This is a genomic window from Micromonospora sp. AKA38, from assembly GCF_027925725.1.
Classification (GTDB): Bacteria; Actinomycetota; Actinomycetes; order Mycobacteriales; family Micromonosporaceae; genus Micromonospora.
Map to the genome: position 1 here is coordinate 587,617 of NZ_BNEI01000001.1, position 14,933 is coordinate 602,549.

Annotated in this window: 17 protein-coding genes; 7 read left to right on the forward strand and 10 right to left on the reverse strand. The window is 73.8% G+C overall.

Annotated features, from left to right (window positions below; genetic code table 11):
* Window positions 1-7: 7 nt before the first annotated feature.
* The 7 genes from TPA0908_RS02795 to TPA0908_RS02825 form a co-directional block, all read right to left on the reverse strand.
* Window positions 8-775 (reverse strand): class I SAM-dependent methyltransferase, encoded by a 768-nt coding sequence (locus tag TPA0908_RS02795; protein ID WP_281934320.1) that lies wholly within the window; start codon window positions 773-775, stop codon window positions 8-10.
* A gap of 4 nt (window positions 776-779) precedes the next feature.
* On the reverse strand, window positions 780-1,853 hold the full coding sequence (locus TPA0908_RS02800; protein WP_281934322.1) for a radical SAM protein: 1,074 nt from the start codon (window positions 1,851-1,853) through the stop codon (window positions 780-782).
* Window positions 1,850-2,671, reverse strand: a complete 822-nt coding sequence (locus TPA0908_RS02805; protein ID WP_281934324.1) for a class I SAM-dependent methyltransferase — start codon at window positions 2,669-2,671, stop codon at window positions 1,850-1,852. Before TPA0908_RS02805 ends, TPA0908_RS02800 begins: the two co-directional genes overlap by 4 nt.
* Window positions 2,668-3,162, reverse strand: coding sequence for a hypothetical protein (locus TPA0908_RS02810; RefSeq protein WP_281934326.1), 495 nt, complete (start codon window positions 3,160-3,162; stop codon window positions 2,668-2,670). Before TPA0908_RS02810 ends, TPA0908_RS02805 begins: the two co-directional genes overlap by 4 nt.
* A gap of 2 nt (window positions 3,163-3,164) precedes the next feature.
* Window positions 3,165-3,626 carry a glycosyltransferase gene (locus TPA0908_RS02815; RefSeq protein WP_107159567.1) on the reverse strand — a complete coding sequence of 154 codons (462 nt, stop codon included), beginning with the start codon at window positions 3,624-3,626 and terminating at the stop codon, window positions 3,165-3,167.
* 65 nt (window positions 3,627-3,691) lie between these two features.
* The gene (locus TPA0908_RS02820; protein WP_281934329.1) at window positions 3,692-4,435 is read right to left on the reverse strand and encodes a metallophosphoesterase family protein; all 744 of its coding nucleotides are present in this window, start codon (window positions 4,433-4,435) and stop codon (window positions 3,692-3,694) included.
* Window positions 4,436-4,546: 111 nt separating this feature from the next.
* The gene (locus TPA0908_RS02825; RefSeq protein ID WP_007073398.1) at window positions 4,547-5,224 is read right to left on the reverse strand and encodes a Crp/Fnr family transcriptional regulator; all 678 of its coding nucleotides are present in this window, start codon (window positions 5,222-5,224) and stop codon (window positions 4,547-4,549) included.
* Between the two features lie 174 nt (window positions 5,225-5,398).
* On the opposite strand from TPA0908_RS02825, the gene TPA0908_RS02830 reads away from it, so the two are divergent.
* The 6 genes from TPA0908_RS02830 to TPA0908_RS02855 all read left to right on the forward strand — a co-directional run bounded on the left by TPA0908_RS02830 (window position 5,399) and on the right by TPA0908_RS02855 (window position 10,785).
* Window positions 5,399-6,103, forward strand: a complete 705-nt coding sequence (locus tag TPA0908_RS02830; protein WP_281934661.1) for an adenosylcobinamide amidohydrolase — start codon at window positions 5,399-5,401, stop codon at window positions 6,101-6,103.
* Between the two features lie 136 nt (window positions 6,104-6,239).
* A complete protein-coding gene (locus TPA0908_RS02835) occupies window positions 6,240-7,403 on the forward strand; it encodes a CapA family protein (RefSeq protein WP_281934331.1) in 1,164 nt (387 codons plus the stop codon).
* 59 nt (window positions 7,404-7,462) lie between these two features.
* Window positions 7,463-8,242 (forward strand): endonuclease III, encoded by a 780-nt coding sequence (nth, locus tag TPA0908_RS02840; protein WP_281934333.1) that lies wholly within the window; start codon window positions 7,463-7,465, stop codon window positions 8,240-8,242.
* Window positions 8,239-8,841 (forward strand): TlpA family protein disulfide reductase, encoded by a 603-nt coding sequence (locus tag TPA0908_RS02845; RefSeq protein ID WP_281934335.1) that lies wholly within the window; start codon window positions 8,239-8,241, stop codon window positions 8,839-8,841. Before nth ends, TPA0908_RS02845 begins: the two co-directional genes overlap by 4 nt.
* Complete coding sequence (locus TPA0908_RS02850) at window positions 8,838-9,530, forward strand: NUDIX hydrolase (RefSeq protein WP_281934337.1); 693 nt, start codon at window positions 8,838-8,840, stop codon at window positions 9,528-9,530. Before TPA0908_RS02845 ends, TPA0908_RS02850 begins: the two co-directional genes overlap by 4 nt.
* A 76-nt stretch (window positions 9,531-9,606) precedes the next feature.
* Entirely contained in the window at window positions 9,607-10,785 is a 1,179-nt protein-coding gene (locus TPA0908_RS02855; protein WP_281934339.1) for a MarP family serine protease, read from the forward strand.
* Window positions 10,786-10,800: 15 nt separating this feature from the next.
* Here TPA0908_RS02855 and TPA0908_RS02860 read toward each other — a convergent pair whose 3' ends face one another.
* Window positions 10,801-11,373, reverse strand: coding sequence for a Pycsar system effector family protein (locus TPA0908_RS02860; RefSeq protein WP_281934341.1), 573 nt, complete (start codon window positions 11,371-11,373; stop codon window positions 10,801-10,803).
* A 224-nt stretch (window positions 11,374-11,597) separates the two neighbouring features.
* On the opposite strand from TPA0908_RS02860, the gene TPA0908_RS02865 reads away from it, so the two are divergent.
* Window positions 11,598-12,254, forward strand: coding sequence for a Crp/Fnr family transcriptional regulator (locus tag TPA0908_RS02865; RefSeq protein WP_281934342.1), 657 nt, complete (start codon window positions 11,598-11,600; stop codon window positions 12,252-12,254).
* 32 nt (window positions 12,255-12,286) lie between these two features.
* Here the strand turns inward: TPA0908_RS02865 and TPA0908_RS02870 are convergent, their stop codons facing one another.
* Together TPA0908_RS02870 and TPA0908_RS02875 are read right to left on the reverse strand one after the other, a co-directional pair.
* Window positions 12,287-13,636, reverse strand: a complete 1,350-nt coding sequence (locus TPA0908_RS02870) for a DUF4407 domain-containing protein (protein WP_281934343.1) — start codon at window positions 13,634-13,636, stop codon at window positions 12,287-12,289.
* A complete protein-coding gene (locus TPA0908_RS02875) occupies window positions 13,629-14,933 on the reverse strand; it encodes an adaptor complexes medium subunit family protein (protein ID WP_281934345.1) in 1,305 nt (434 codons plus the stop codon). Before TPA0908_RS02875 ends, TPA0908_RS02870 begins: the two co-directional genes overlap by 8 nt.

A 14,933-nucleotide genomic window follows, 5' to 3' on the forward strand; every position in this document is an offset into this window, starting at 1 on the left:
CGGGCGGTCAGGCCGGGAGGCGGCCGGTCACCAGCAGTTGCTTGCCGGCGTCGGCGAGGACCGGGTCGTCGCCGAGCCGGCGCTCCAACGCCAGCAGCGCGTCCCGGTCGGCGGCGAGCCGCCCGGCCAGCCCCGCCCGGCCCAACGGCCCGGCGCTGACCAGCAACCCGGCGCTGCGGACCTCGACCAGGCCGGCGGCGGTGAACGCGGCCGCCAACCGGGCGCGGTCCAGCAGGTGCAGGTCGGCGGCGTGCCCGTCGGCCCGCCAGACGCCCCGGCGCCGGGCCAACCGGTCCACCGCCTCGTCGTCCCGGCCGGCGCCGACCAGCTCCAGCACCAGGCTCACCAGCGAGTCGACGAGCACGGCCAGCACCCCGCCCGGACGCAGCCAGCCGGCCAGGTGCCGGACCGCCCGCTCGGGATCGGCGGTGTACTGCAGCGAACCCATCGCCAGCACCGCGCCGGCCGTGGCGGGCAGCGTCACCTCCGTCATCGAGCCCTCGACAAGCGTGAAGCCGGGCCCGGGCGGGCGGCGACGCAGCTCGGCGACCATTCCCGGCGCCTGCTCCACGCCGGTCACCGGATGGCCCAGGTCGAGCAGGCGTCGCGCCCAGCGGCCCACGCCGCAGCCGGCGTCCACCACCGGGCCGTCGGGCGGCAGCAGCGCGCTGACCCGCTCCCACGCCAGATCGTCGTACGCGCGCCGGTGCGGCACCGCGAAGTGCTCCTCGTAGCCGGGCGCCAGCGCGTCGTACAGCGGCTGGCTCGGGCGCATCGGCTCAGACAAGGCTGCGCCGCCCGCGCCGCCACTGCCGGTCGGCCAGGTAGGTGCCCGGCCGCCAGCGCAGGTTGAGGCTGTAGTTGCTGCCGCAGCCGACGCACTCCTTGCGGAACAGTCGCGTGTGCTCGGCGCGGTACTCCGGGGCGTCGACGATCTCGGCGATCGGGCGCTGCCGGACCGAGGCGGTCGGGTCGTGCGCCCAGCAGCCGCCGATCTCGCCCCGGGAGTGCACCATCAGCTTGAGCTGCGACTCGGCGCAGGGCAGGTCCCGTTGCACGAGATCGTCGAAGTGCCCGCGCAGGTACCGCAGCTCCGAGTAGCGCGGCAACCACCGCTGGTCCGCCCGGGCCATCGCCTCCAACTCGGCCAGCGCCGCGTCGAGCCGGTCGCCGGCCACGTCGGTCTGCCCGGTGACCGCGTCGGTGCGGAACAGGAACGTCCGGTCGGTGACCAGGTTGAGATAGAGCGCCACGCCCAGCTCCTGGGCCAGCGCCGCGATGCCGGGCAGGCTGTCCACGTTGTCCCGCATGACGGTGAAGTTCATCCGCACCTTCAGGCCGAGCCGGTCGCGTTCCGCGATCAGGTTCCGCAGGTGCCGGGTGGTCGTCTCGAACGCGCCGAGCCGGCCCCGGATCCGGTCGTGCACCAGCGCCGTCGGGCCGTCGACCGAGACGTTGAAGCTGCGTACGCCCGCGGCGAGCACCTCGTCGAGGACGGGCGGGGTGAGCCGGATGCCGTTGGTGTTCAGGTGCAGGTGGCGCACCCCCACCTCGCGCGCGTACGCCATCAGGGTCACCGCGTCCGGCCGGATCAACGGCTCACCGCCGGTGAAGTTCACCTTGTGGATGCGCATCGCGACGAGTTGGCGCAGGACGTCCCGCCACTCGTCGGTGGACAGCTCACCCTTGGTGTTGGTGGTCCAGCAGCCGCAGCTCGTGCAGCGCAGGTTGCAGTTGTCGGTGAGGAACAGCTCGGCGACCAGCGGCCGGACGTGCAGCCGGGGCGCGACCCGCTCCTTGATGGCGAGCCGGCCGAAGAACCAGGCCAGCCGCGCGGTGTCGGCCACGCTCACGGCTGCCTCCGGGCGACGACGAAGAGGTTGGCCGCGCGGAACAGCCGGCCGTCGAGGTGGATGCCGCGCTCCAGCAGGCGGCGTACCGGCCCGCCGGTGAGCAGCGCCGGGATCTGCAACCACCGCCAGAACAGGTTGGCGCCGGTCACCGTGGTCGGCGCGAAACCGGCCGCGCGCAGCAGGTCGAGCAGGTCGGCGGTGCGGTAGTTGGTGTGCCGGTCCCGGCCGACCGACATGTCCCCGCGCAGGTCGTTCGAGAGGTCCGCGAACCGGCTGTGCCACACCTGCGACCCGAACCGCCACGAGTAGACGCGACGGTGCAGCCGGGGGAAGTCGAACTTCGCGTTGTCGGGGTCGAGGAAGCTGAACACGTGCCGGCGCGGCACGGTGAGCACCAGCAGCCCACCGGGGACGAGCACCCGGTGCGTCTCGGCGAGCAGCGCGGCCTCGTCGGGCACGTGCTCCAGCACGTCGAGCAGGCTGACCGAGTCGAAGCGACAGTCGGTGAACGGCAGCGGCCGACCGACCCGCAGCCGGTGCAGCGGCAGGTCGGGGTGGCGGGTGGCCAGCCCGGCGAGGTAACCGGGGTGCGGGTCGGCGCCCTCGCAGGTCACGGTGCCGTGGTCGTGCAGCGCGGCGAGGAAGTCCCCGGGGCCGCAGCCCAGGTCGAGGTGCCGGCCGGTGCGGCCGGCCAGCGCGGACCAGGCGAACGCGTACCGGCGCAGCGGGTGGGTGGCGAAGGGCTGCCGGCCCGGTCGGCCGGTCGCCGCGTCGGCCCGGTTCGTCGGACCGGCCGGGCGTTCGTCGGCCCGGCTCATCGGACCAGCCGGGCGCAGAGCGCGTCCAACGTGGCGGCCAACCGGGCGCCGTCGACTGCGCCGGGCAGTGGCCGCTCGGCCAGCAACCGCCGCTGCCGCTCCGGGTGCGCGGTCACCACGGCCGGCAGGTCGGCCGCGTCCCACACCGCGATCACCCGGCCGGAACGCTCCTCGTCGCGCAGGTAGGCGACCTGGTGGTCGTTGCCCATCTCGCCCCGCGCGGCCTCCCGGGCCACCGCCACCGGCACCCGGCCGAGCCGCTGGACCAGGCGCACGGTGTTCCCCGCGTGGGTGATCACCACGTCGGCGGCGGCCAGCCGCTCGCGCAGGTCGTCCAGGGGCAGGAACGCCTCGTGCGGGCACGGCGGCGTCACGGTCGACGTGCCGGTCTGGACGAACACCTCGTGCGCGGCGCAGAGCGGCGCGACGCCGTGGATCAGGCGGTCGAACGGCCACGGACCCATGCCGACGGTGACCAGGACACGGGCCATGGTCAGTAGAGCTCTCCGATGAGCACCGCGCGGGGGCGGGACGCCAGCAGGGCGGGGCGCTGCACCAGCACCGCGGCGGCGAGCCGGGAGCAGAGCCGGGCGGCGGAGCCGGCGGGCCCGGTCATGTTGAACGTCTCCAACCACAGCGACGGCACCCGGAGCAGGCGAGCGGCGAGGAAGACGCCGACGGCCACGCCGGTGCCGGCCGACACCACCACGTCGGGTCGCTCGCGGCGCAGCAGCCGCAGCGCCCGCCAGGTCGCCGGCAGCACCCGCAGCCGGGTGCGGGTCGACAACTCGGGCTGCCAGTGCACCCGCTGCCCGGCCAACGCCACCTCGGTGTCGGGGGCCCGGACCGCGACCCAGACCGGATCGTGTCGTGCCCACCAGGGGCGGAGCGCCAGCAGGTCCAGCAGGACGCCACCGCTGCTGGAGACGAGGAGCACCCGGTACCGCCGTCCCATCAGGCCACGCTATCGCAGAGTCGCGACTCAGGACGCCCCCGTCCATCGTGGACGTCGGGTACCCGTCAGCGGCCGTCCCGGGGGCCGAAGGCGGTGAGCGCGTCCAGGTCGGAGTATCCGCCGCGCAGGTACTCGTCGGCCCACTGCGCCGCCTCCGGGAAGCCGGACCCGGCGACCACCTCGGCGCAGGCGGCGTCCACGTCGAACCGGGTGCGGCGCAACTGCACCCCCGGACCGAGCAGCGCCCACCAGGCGCCCGCGCCCCCGTACGGCATGCCGACACTGCCCGGGTTGACCACCAGGCGACGGTCGACCAAGCGGGTGTACGGCATGTGGGTGTGCCCGCAGACCACGGTGCCGACCTCGGCCGGCAGGCCGGCGAAGACCTCGGCCCAGCGCTCCGGCCGCGAGTCGACGAGTACGACCTCCTCGTCGTCGCGGGGCGTCGCGTGGCAGAACAGCACGTCGCCGAGACCGGTCACCGGCAGCGTGACGTGCGGTGGCAGCGCGGCCAGCCGGGCCACCTGGTCGTCCCGGAGCTGCGCGGCGGCCCAGTTGGCGACCTCGAACTCCGACGGCTTCCCGGCCCGCGCCTCGACCAGCTCCCGCTCGCCGTTCCCGCCGACCCAGCGGGCGCGGTCGCCGAGCGCGGCGAGCCGGTCCAGCACCTCGACCGGCTGCGGGCCGGAGGCGATGTCCCCGGTGAGCACGATCAGGTCGGCGGCGGCCACGTCCGGCTCGGCCAGGACGGCCTCCAGCGCCGGCAGCACACCGTGGATGTCGGAGAGGACGGCGACGCGTTCGATCATCGGCCCAGCCTGGACGTCGGTCACCGGGACGTCCAGGAATTCTGCGCCGGGCAGACACGCGCCGGCCCGGACCGCGTGGGGCGGGCCGGGCCGGCGTGGAGGTGCGGAAGGTCAGACCCGCGCGCGACGGGCCAGGCGCTCCGGGTCGAGGATGATGATGCTCTTGCCGTCCAGCCGCAGCCAGCCGCGCGAGGCGAAGTCGGCGAGCGCCTTGTTGACGGTCTCCCGGGAGGCGCCGACGAGCTGGGCGATCTCCTCCTGGGTGAGGTCGTGGGTCACCCGCAGCACGCCGCCGTCGCGGGTGCCGAACCGGCCGGCCATCTGGAGCAGGTTCTTGGCGACCCGGCCGGGCACGTCCGTGAAGATCAGGTCGGCGAGCGAGTCGTTCGTCCGGCGCAGCCTGCGGGCCAGCACCCGCAGGAGCTGCTCGGCGATCTCGGGCCGGTTGTTGAGCCACGGCCGCAGGGCCTGCTTGCGCAGCCGGACCAGCCGGGTGTCGGTGACCGCCGTGGCGGTCGCCGTCCGCGGGCCGGGGTCGAACAGCGACAACTCGCCGACCATGTCCGACGGGCCCATCACGGCGATCAGGTTCTGCCGGCCGTCCGCCGCGCGGCGACCCACCTTGATCTTGCCGGACAGGAGGATGTAGAGACTGTCACCGGGCTCGCCCTCGTTGAAGACGACCTCGCCCTTGCGGACCTCGATCGTCTCCATCTCCTTGGCGAGCGCCTCGGCAGCCTCCGGGTCGACACCCTGGAAGATCCCGCTGCGGGCCAGTACCTCGTCCATCGCGCACCTCCGCCTGCGCGTGCCGTCCGTCGGCCCGGGTCCGCCGTCCGCTGATCCCTCGCGCGCCGCCAGTCTAGGCGCACATGAGCAGGAATCGGAGGTGCACCCCTGGATCCGGCCCCGCGGCACCGGGCCGGGTGCCACCGGTCCCCACCTGATCGTAAGGTGACCGGCGTGCTGTGCGAGCCGATCCTGACCAGCCGGTCCGAAGCCGGGTGGGACATCCCGCTGCTGGTGTGGCGGGCCGAGACGCCGTTGCTGGCGGTCGGCTCCGCCCCGCTGGGCGGGGGGATCGGCGTCCGCCGGTGGGTGGTCAACGCGACCGTGCCGATGACGTACGACCGGGACGACCCGGCCGCCCACCTGGCCGAACTGGCCCGCGACCTGGGCCTGGACGGGCCCGGGGTCGGGCTGCTCACCGGCGTGGACGTGACCGAGGTGGTGCACCGCGGCGACGCCGGCGTGCGGGTCTGGGCGACGGTCGGCCTGGGCACCCCGGTCTGGGCCGCCGCGCCGGTCGGCGGCGGCCGGGAGACCACCGACGCCCCGGCCACGGCGGCCGGGCCCGCGCCGGCCCACCCGGTCGGCACCGTCAACATCGTGGTGCACGTGCCGGTCCGGCTCGGGGACGCCGCGCTGGTCAACGCGGTGGCCACCGCCACCGAGGCGAAGGCGCAGGCGATCTGGGAGCTGGGACTGCCGGCCACCGGCACCGCCACCGACGCGGTCACCGTTCTCTGCCCGGCCGACGGCACGCCGGCCCCGTACGGCGGCCCGCGCTCGACCTGGGGCGCCCCGCTGGCCCGGGCCGTGCACGCCGCCGTGCGCGCCGGCGGCGCCGGCCCGGTCGTGCCGTGGTCCGACCGGCGGGCCGGCTGACGTGCGCAGACCGGTATTCCGACCATTCGGCCCTCGTCGCGGCGTCCCCGGGGCGGTAGCGTCGCCGACGATGTACGCTTCCGCCCACTCTGTGCCCCGTTCCCGCCGCACCACCGGCCCTCACCCGGTCGGGCCCGTGCCGCGCCGTGCCGTCCCCCGCCCGCGCCTCGCCGCGCTCGCCGCGCTCTTCGCGGTCCTGCTCGCCGCCGGCTGCTCGGACTCCGGCGGCGGCGACGGCCCGCTCTGGCAGACCGGGCAGGGCGGCGGGTCGACCGGGTCGGCCGGCCCCGCGTCCGGCGACCAGCCGGCCGCCTCCGGCGAGTCGACCGAGCCGTCGATCTCGCTGACCGCGACCGGTGACGTGATCATGGGGAACGCGCCGAACCGGCTGCCGCCCAACGGCGGCAAGGGCTTCTTCGACGACGTGAAGTCCGCGCTCAAGGGCGACCTGGTGATGGGCAACCTGGAGGAGCCGCTCACCGACGACACCGGCGCCGGCAAGTGCGGCCCGAACCCGCAGAACTGCTACCAGTTCCGGGCGCCGCCCGGCTACGCCGCGCACCTGCGCTCGGCCGGGTTCCAACTGCTCAACCAGGCCAACAACCACGGCAACGACTACGGCCAGCAGGGCTACGAGAACACCCAGTCGGCACTGGAGGCGCACGGCCTCAAGCACACCGGCGCGCCCGGCGAGATCACCGTCGTGGACGTCAAGGGCGTCAAGGTGGCAGTGGTCGGCTTCTCGTCGTACCCCTGGTCGAACAGCCTGATCGACCTGGACGCCGCCAAGCAGGTCATCGAGATGGCCAAGGGGATGGCCAAGCTCGTGGTGGTGCAGGTGCACATGGGCGCCGAGGGCGCGGACAAGACCCGGGTCAAGCCCGGCACCGAGATGTACGTCGGGGAGAACCGGGGCGATCCGATGCGTTTCGCCCGTACCGTGATCGACGCCGGCGCGGACCTGGTGATCGGGCACGGCCCGCACGTGCTGCGGGGCCTGGAGTTCTACCAGGGCAAGCTGATCGCCTACAGCCTGGGCAACTTCGCCGGCGGCGGGAAGTCGTTGCAGAGCGCCGGCCGGCTCGGCTATGGCGGGGTGCTCAAGGTGTCGCTCACCGCCGAGGGCCGCTTCGTCGGCGGCACGTTCACCTCTACCGTGATGAACGGCGTCGGCCGACCCTCCGTCGACCGGCAGGACCGGGGCCTCGGGCTGGTGCGCGAGGTGACCCGGGCGGACTTCCCGGACACCGGCGCGAAGCTCGACGCGAGCGGCAAGATCAGCGCCCCGGCGGGTGGCTGAGCGCACGCCGCCCGCGTCGACCCACCGGGGCGTCGGCCCCGCGACGTAGGCTGGCCGGCGTGACCACGCGCTCCCCCGAGACCGACCTCGGCCGTACGCGTCGGGCCCGCCGCATCGGGCGGGTGCTGACCGAGACCCACCCCGACGCGCACTGTGAACTCGACCACGGCAACGCGCTGGAGCTGGCGGTCGCCACGATCCTGTCCGCCCAGTGCACCGACAAGAAGGTCAACGAGGTCACGCCGAAGCTGTTCGCCCGCTACCGCACCGCCGCCGACTACGCCGGGGCGGACCGCGTCGAGCTGGAGGAGCTGATCCGGCCCACCGGTTTCTACCGCAACAAGACCAGCTCGCTGATCAACCTGGGCCGCGCGCTCTGCGAGCGGTACGACGGCGAGGTGCCCGGCCGGCTCGCCGACCTGGTCACCCTGCCGGGGATCGGGCGCAAGACCGCGAACGTGATCCTCGGCAACGCGTTCGACGTCCCGGGCATCACCGTCGACACCCACTTCCAGCGGCTGGTGCAGCGGTGGGAGCTGACCACCGAGACCGACCCGGTCAAGATCGAGCACGCGATCGGCGTGCTCTACCCCAAGCGGGACTGGACCATGCTGTCGCACCGGATCATCTTCCACGGCCGTCGGGTCTGCCACGCCCGCAAGCCGGCCTGCGGCGCGTGCACGCTGGCGAAGCTCTGCCCCGCGTACGGCACCGGGCCGACCGAGCCGGCCGCCGCGGCCAAGTTGCTGAAGGGCCCCCGCGCGCGGGACCTCGCGTCGGCCGTCGGCCTCGACCCGGACCTGGTGCCGCAGCAGGCGACCGTGGCGGACGTGCCGTGACCCGCCGGCTCGTGTTCCTGCTCGTCCCGTTGCTGCTGGCGACGGGCTGCACCGCCACGGCCGAGGAGCCGGCCGGCCCGGCGTCGGCCACCCGCGCGGAGCGCCCCTCGCCGTTCGCCGACTGCGCCCCGCTGACCGTGGCGCCGGCCTCGGCCGCGCCGTCGCCGGCCGGCCGGCCCGGTGATCCGCTGCCCGACCTGGCGCTCAACTGCTTCACCGGCGGCGCGCCGGTGAAGCTGCGCGACGTGAAGGGCCCCGCCGTGATCAACGTGTGGGCGTCCTGGTGCCCGCCCTGCCGCAAGGAGCTGCCCGCGTTCCAGCGGCTCAGCGACCGGGCCGACGGCCGGTTCCAGGTGATCGGCGTGAACAGCCGGGACAGCCGCGGCGGCGCGCAGTCCCTCGGCGAGGACTTCGGCATCGACTTCCCGATGCTGCTCGACCAGGGCGACGCGTTCGAGCGCGCGCTCGAACGCAGCGCGTTCCCGTTGACCGTCCTGGTCGACGCGGACGGCCGGATCCGGCACATCGAGGGGACCGGCGCGCTCGACGACGCCCGCCTCGCCGCGCTCGTCCGTACGCATCTCGGGGTGCGGGTGTGACCCGGACGCCGCCCGGATGGCTGGACCCGCTGCTGGGCCGGCTCGGCAGCGCCCGGGCCGAGGACTTCACCCAGCTCACCACGCCGGAGACCGGCGGCCGGGAGAGCGCCGTGCTGGTGCTGCTCGGCGAGGATCCCGGCGCCGGGCCGGACATGCTGGTCCTCCAGCGCGCCGCCACGCTGCGCAACCACGCCGGGCAGCCGGCCTTCCCCGGCGGCGCGGCCGACCCGGAGGACGCCGACGCCCGCGCCACCGCGCTGCGCGAGGCGAACGAGGAGGTCGGCCTCGACCCGGCCAGCGTCACCGTGTTGGCCGAACTGCCCCGGCTGTGGATCCCGGTCAGCGACTTCGTGGTGACCCCGGTGCTCGCCTGGTGGCACGACCCGCACCCGGTCCACCCGCGCGAGCCGGCCGAGGTCGCGCACGTCGCCCGCCTGCCGGTCGCCGAACTGGTCGACCCGGACAACCGCATGCGGGTACGCCATCCCAGCGGCTGGATCGGCCCCGCGTTCTCGGTCCGCGGCATGCTGGTCTGGGGCTTCACCGGCGGCGTGATCGACCGACTGTTGGAGCTGGGCGGCTGGGCCCGGCCCTGGCCCCGCTCGCGGGTGTGGGAGCTGCCGCCGGTCGGCGCCACCCCGGCCCCCTCGGCCGGCGCCGACGCGGCCGACGAGAGCCCAGTGCGCTGATCACCCGCACGCATCCTCAGGTCACGTTCAGCGAGCGCTGAGCCGGCCACCGGCCCGGTGCCCGTACCCTTGGGGCGTGTCCGCCGTGGATCTCGTCCTGCTCCTGCTCATGCTCGTGTTCGCGATCAGCGGATACCGCCAGGGCTTCGTCGTCGGAGCGCTGTCGTTCTCGGGCTTCTTCCTGGGCGCGTTGCTCGGCCTCCAGGTCGGCCCGCTGATCGCCAGGCAGTTCGCGTCCAGCGGCACCCGGGTGTTGATCTCCCTGGTGGCGATCTTCGGGCTTGCCGTGCTGGGGCAGGCGCTGGCCGGCTGGCTCGGCTCCAACCTGCGCGCGGCCATCACCGGGCCGGCCGGCAAGAAGGTCGACGACGTCGGCGGCGCGTTCATCTCGGTCATCGCGGTCATGCTGGTGGCCTGGCTGGTCGCGGTGCCGCTGGGTTCCTCGTCGGTGCCCTGGCTGGCCGCCTCGGTCAAGGACAGCGCGTTGCTCACCGTGGTGGACCGGGTGCTGCCCGACCGGGCCCAGGAACTCTCCACCGCCCTGCGGGACACCGTCGACACCAACGGCTTCCCCGACGTGTTCAACGGCCTGGGCAGCACCAACGCCCGGCAGGTCTCGCCGCCCGACCCGGCGCTGGCCAACTCCCAGGTGGTGCAGAACAGCAAGCGGTCGGTGGTGAAGGTGCTCGGCTCCGCGCCGAGCTGCTCCCGCCGGATCGAGGGCTCCGGCTTCGTCTACGCCGACGACCGGGTGATGACCAACGCGCACGTGGTGGCCGGCACGCGTTCGGTGGCGGTGGAACTGCGCGGCGAGCGGTACGACGGCGAGGTGGTGGTCTACGACCCGGATCGGGACCTGGCCGTGCTCTACGTGCCCGGGCTGCCCGGGCCGTCGCTGCGCTTCGCCGCCGGTGCGGCGGCCAGCGGGGCGGACGCGATCGTGCTCGGCTTCCCCCTGGACGGCCCGTACGACGCCCGGCCGGCCCGGGTGCGGGACGTCGACCGGATCACCGGGCCGGACATCTACTCCTCCGGGGACGTGACGCGGGAGATCTACACGATCCGCGCGCTGGTGCGCAGCGGCAACTCCGGCGGCCCGCTGGTCTCCTCGAACGGGCTGGTGCTCGGCGTGATCTTCGCGGCGGCGGCGGACGACCCGAACACCGGCTTCGCGGTGACCGCCGCCGAGGCGCGGTCGGTGGCGCTGGCCGGCGCGGAACGAACCCGGGGCGTGGCCACCGGCGACTGCACCTGAGCGACGCCCGGCCGATCAGCCGGACGCGTGCCGGGCGACCGCCGCGGCGACGGCCAGCAGGCAGGTGCCGCCGAGGAGACCGAACACGCCCAGATTGCCCCACCGGTACTTCGCGCTCGCCACGTGTGCGTTGACCCAGACCTGGGTGGCGACGGCCCGGATCAGGGCGTCCGGGTCCCGCACCAGGCCCCGCAACGCGTCGACGTACTCGTCGGGGCCACGCCGGTACAGGTCCGCGACGCTCTGGTGGTAGAGGAGACTCACCGGTCCGCCGCGAGGGCCCGCCCTCGGACGCAACGCCAGCCCGGCGCCGAGCACCGCACAGACGAGGAGGACGGCCGCCCCGGTCACCGCCACCACCAGGGCCGGTCCGGGGCGATCGAGGCGCTGCGCGAAGGTGTAGAGAACCCCGCCCAGCACGCCGGCGGCGGCCAGCGTGGCTGCCGCCTTCGTCTCCGCGTGCTTCACCATCTCCAACGCCACGGTGAGCGCCCGCCACGCGTGCTCGACGTCCGACGGACCGGACGGGATCGGCGGTCGTCCGCTCCCGGATGACCGTTCCGGGCGGCGGGACCTCTTTTGTCGCATGGGCCTTGCCCTTTCCGCAGGGCCGCGTCGGGCCGCTTTCGGGGGGACGCGACCGGTGCGCCGGTGACTGCTCCTGCTTTCGGTCCCGAACCCGGCCGGTACGTGGTTGTGCCGGCCGGGCCCATGAATCAGCCTGATGGGCGACGAACTGCCTGCCTGATCGGCTGGCCGGGGACTGGGGGCGACGATTGAGAGCAACTCCGCCGTGGAGATCCGGGAGCCTGTTGGGCCGGCTGCCGGTGCCGGTGCGTGACGAGCTGCTCGGGCTGGGGGCGGTGCGGCGGTACGCCGACGGGGCCCGGATGATCCACGAGGGACGGGACGACAGTCACGTGCTCCTCCTGCTCAGCGGTTTCGCCAAGGTGACGATGGCCGCCGGTGAGGGGCAGGCGCTCCTGGCGGTACGCGGCCCGGGGGACACGGTGGGCGAGCTGGCGGCGACCAGCGGGCATCCACGTCAGGCCTCGGTGGTGGCGTGTTCGCCGGTCACGGCGCGTGTGATCGTGGCGTCGGTGTTCCGCCACTTCCTCGGCCGCAACCCGGAGGCCGCGGTGCAGGTGGCGGCCGTCGTCGCGGAGCGGCTCGCGGCGGCGAACCGGCGCCGGGTCGAGTTCGCCACCCAGCCGTTGCAGACCCGGCTGGTGAGTGTCCTCGTCGAACTCGCCGTCCTCTCCGGTGAACCCGCCGCACCCGGTGCCGTCCGGATTCCACTGCCGCTGCGGCAGGGCGAACTCGCCGCGATGGTCGGCGCCTCGGAGGACACGGTGCAGCGGGCGCTGCGGGTGTTGCGCCTGGACGGACTGGTCGAGACGGGATACCGCTCGTTGATCGTCCGGGATCTCCACCGGTTGCGCGCCATGCTCGAATTCCCGGCCGCCTGATCGGTGGCGGGCGGCGACTGCCGTCCCGGACATCAGTCGTCGTCCCGGGTGTCCCGGCTGTACCGCTCGGCCAGCCGATCGATCTCGGCGTCCAGTTCCGCGTCGTAGCGCGCCTGGGCGACCCGGTCGGCCTCGTCCACCTCCTGGATCCGGCTGTCCCGGTCGTGATCGATTTCTCGGATCGCCACGTCGGACGCCGCCTGGGTACGGCGCTCGTGGGTGGAGAGGAGCGAGTGGTGCATACGCTTGCCCGCCTCGATCTGCCGGTTGACGATCAGGTCGTAGGTCGTGCTGCCACCGAGGAACTTCGCCAGCACCGGCAGGCAGTCGATCGTGATGAGCAGCAGTCGGACCAGCCATTGCGCGGCGAGCACGAAGCCGCTCTGCCGGGAGAGTTCGCCCAGGGCGCGGTCCTCGTCGAGCACGCCGATCGGCTTCCTGATCTGCCGTTCTTCGTCCAGCCTGGCCGCGATGGCCCGATCGACCTGAGCGGCGTAGTCCGCCGTCCGGCCGGCCAGGGTGTTCGTGGAGGCGGCGATGGCGGCGTCCAACTGGTCGAGCTTGGCCTGCCGTTCGACGATCCGGCTGTCCTGGCGGTACTGCTGGACCACCTTCCAGGCGTTGTCGCACCGGAAACCCTTTCCCGCGGTCCCCGACAGGCCGGGCCCCGACCTTCCGGCACATTCCTTCTCGGCGAAGGCCTGGCGGCGACGCAGTTCCGCGCTGGACCTGTCGACCTGGGCGCGGAGCAGATTCCGCTCGGCGGTCGCCCGGCGCAACTTCTCCCGCTCGTCGTCCGGGCTCGCCAGCGGGAGGCGGAACGTGCCGCAGGCGTCGACGTCGACAGGTGAGCCGTCGGCCGGGTTGCACTGCTTGAGCCGTCCGGCGATCTCGTTGACCTCGCCGGTGCGGGTCCGGTCGAGCTGGGCGTGGATGGCGGGCTGGAAGGCCCACAGCAACAGGGGTTCCGCGATCACGGCGCCCATCAGCAGGGCGATGATCAGACGCGGGACGAAGAGCGCGAGCCGCCGGCCGCCGAGCAGCCCGTGGGTGCTGGAGATCAACCAACTGTCGATGGTGACGACCAGGAAACCCCAGAAGAGCGCCGCCGGCACGATGGCCGGCCACGGGACGTCCACCACCCGGTGCAGCGCGGTCGCCAGGGAGAGCGCCGCCATCAGTCCCGTGTTCACCACGATGAGCCCGAGACGGGCATAGCGGGGGCGCTCCTCGGGAACCCAGTCCAGCAGGTCCTCCCGAACACCCACGAGACGCCGCGCCCACCGCGCCGGCCCCTCGGCGGGCGGTGCCGGACGGTACGGCTCGGTGCCGGCGACGTCGCCGCCGGTCGTCACGGACGAGGCGGGCAGTGTGTCAGTCATCCTCTTCCCGCAATCCCATGTCGTCGTCCGGATCGGTGTCGTCGTCGTCCACCTGGCCGCCGGTGCGCGCCTCGCCACCGTCGTCCGGGACGGCCCGCTCGGACGCCTCGATCTCGGTGTGCGCCGAGCGGCCGACCGCCGTCGGAGGGGGCCCGCTCAGCTCGTCGAGGGGGGTGCCGGTCACCTCCGCGATGATGCGCTCCAGCCGGATGTTGAGGAGGTTGGCGTGCCCGTGCTTCGCCATCTCCTGGATCACCTCGACGTTGATCGCCATCCGCCGCTGCTGGTCCTCGCGTTGCTCCCGTTCCCGTCGGAGCTGGTCCTCCCGCCGCCACTGGAGGCGTTGCGCCTCGTCGGCGCGCCGCGCGTCGTCCCTGCGCTCCTCCCGCGCGAGCATGCTCTCCGCCAACTCCTTCGCGCCGAGGTCGCCCACGGTGTGCGCGTAGATCTGCGCCTTGACCGGATCACCGCCGATCATGTCCACGGCCTGCGCGGCCCGCAGGCGTGCCGCCTCGCTCTCGATCTCCTGGATCCGGAGCCGGCGGCGTAGCCGCGTCAACTCGACGAGGTCGGCGTGTTCCTCGGTCTCCACCTCGACCCGCTGCTGATGCTCGCGGTCCTCGTCCGCGCGGTCGCGGACGTTCCGGTCCTGCCCGGTCGCCAGGGCGTGCGTGTAGTCCTGGTCCGCGGTGTCCAGCAGGTGCTTCCGGTGCTTCTCCCGCAGGGCCTTCTCGAAGGCGGCCACCTCGTCGGGGGTCAGCACCTCCACCGCGGTGAACGTGGCGTGCAGCCCCGGGATCATCGCGGGACGCTTCTCGGTGTATGCCCGGAGGTGGCCCTCGACCGCGCGCCGCACCTGGTTGACCTGTGACATCCGGTGTCCCACGCCCATCCGGGACAACCGGTGGTAGCGCTTCAGGTAGGTGAGGATCGCGGTGTGGGCGTTGACGTTCTCGCGGACCACCCGCACCGGGTCGGTCACGGAGCAGACGAACGTCGCCCGCACCGTGAAGTCGCTCGCCTCCGCCGAGCTGACGGTGAACTGGACCACGACCGGGACCTCACTGCCCCGGTCGACGAGGCTGACGTGCGTCGCCCGGACGACCTGTGTGTCGTCCGGCGGCAGCCGTCCGTCGTCGACGACGTACGACCCGTCCACGCGGTACACCAGCACCTGGTGTGCGTGCGGACGCGGCAGCCGCTGCCCGGCCCGCGTCTTCCTGCGCATGCCCAGCATGCCTCTGCTCGGCGCGGGCTCGAGATAGTCCTGGCTCAGGATCGGGTAACTGGTGGTCAT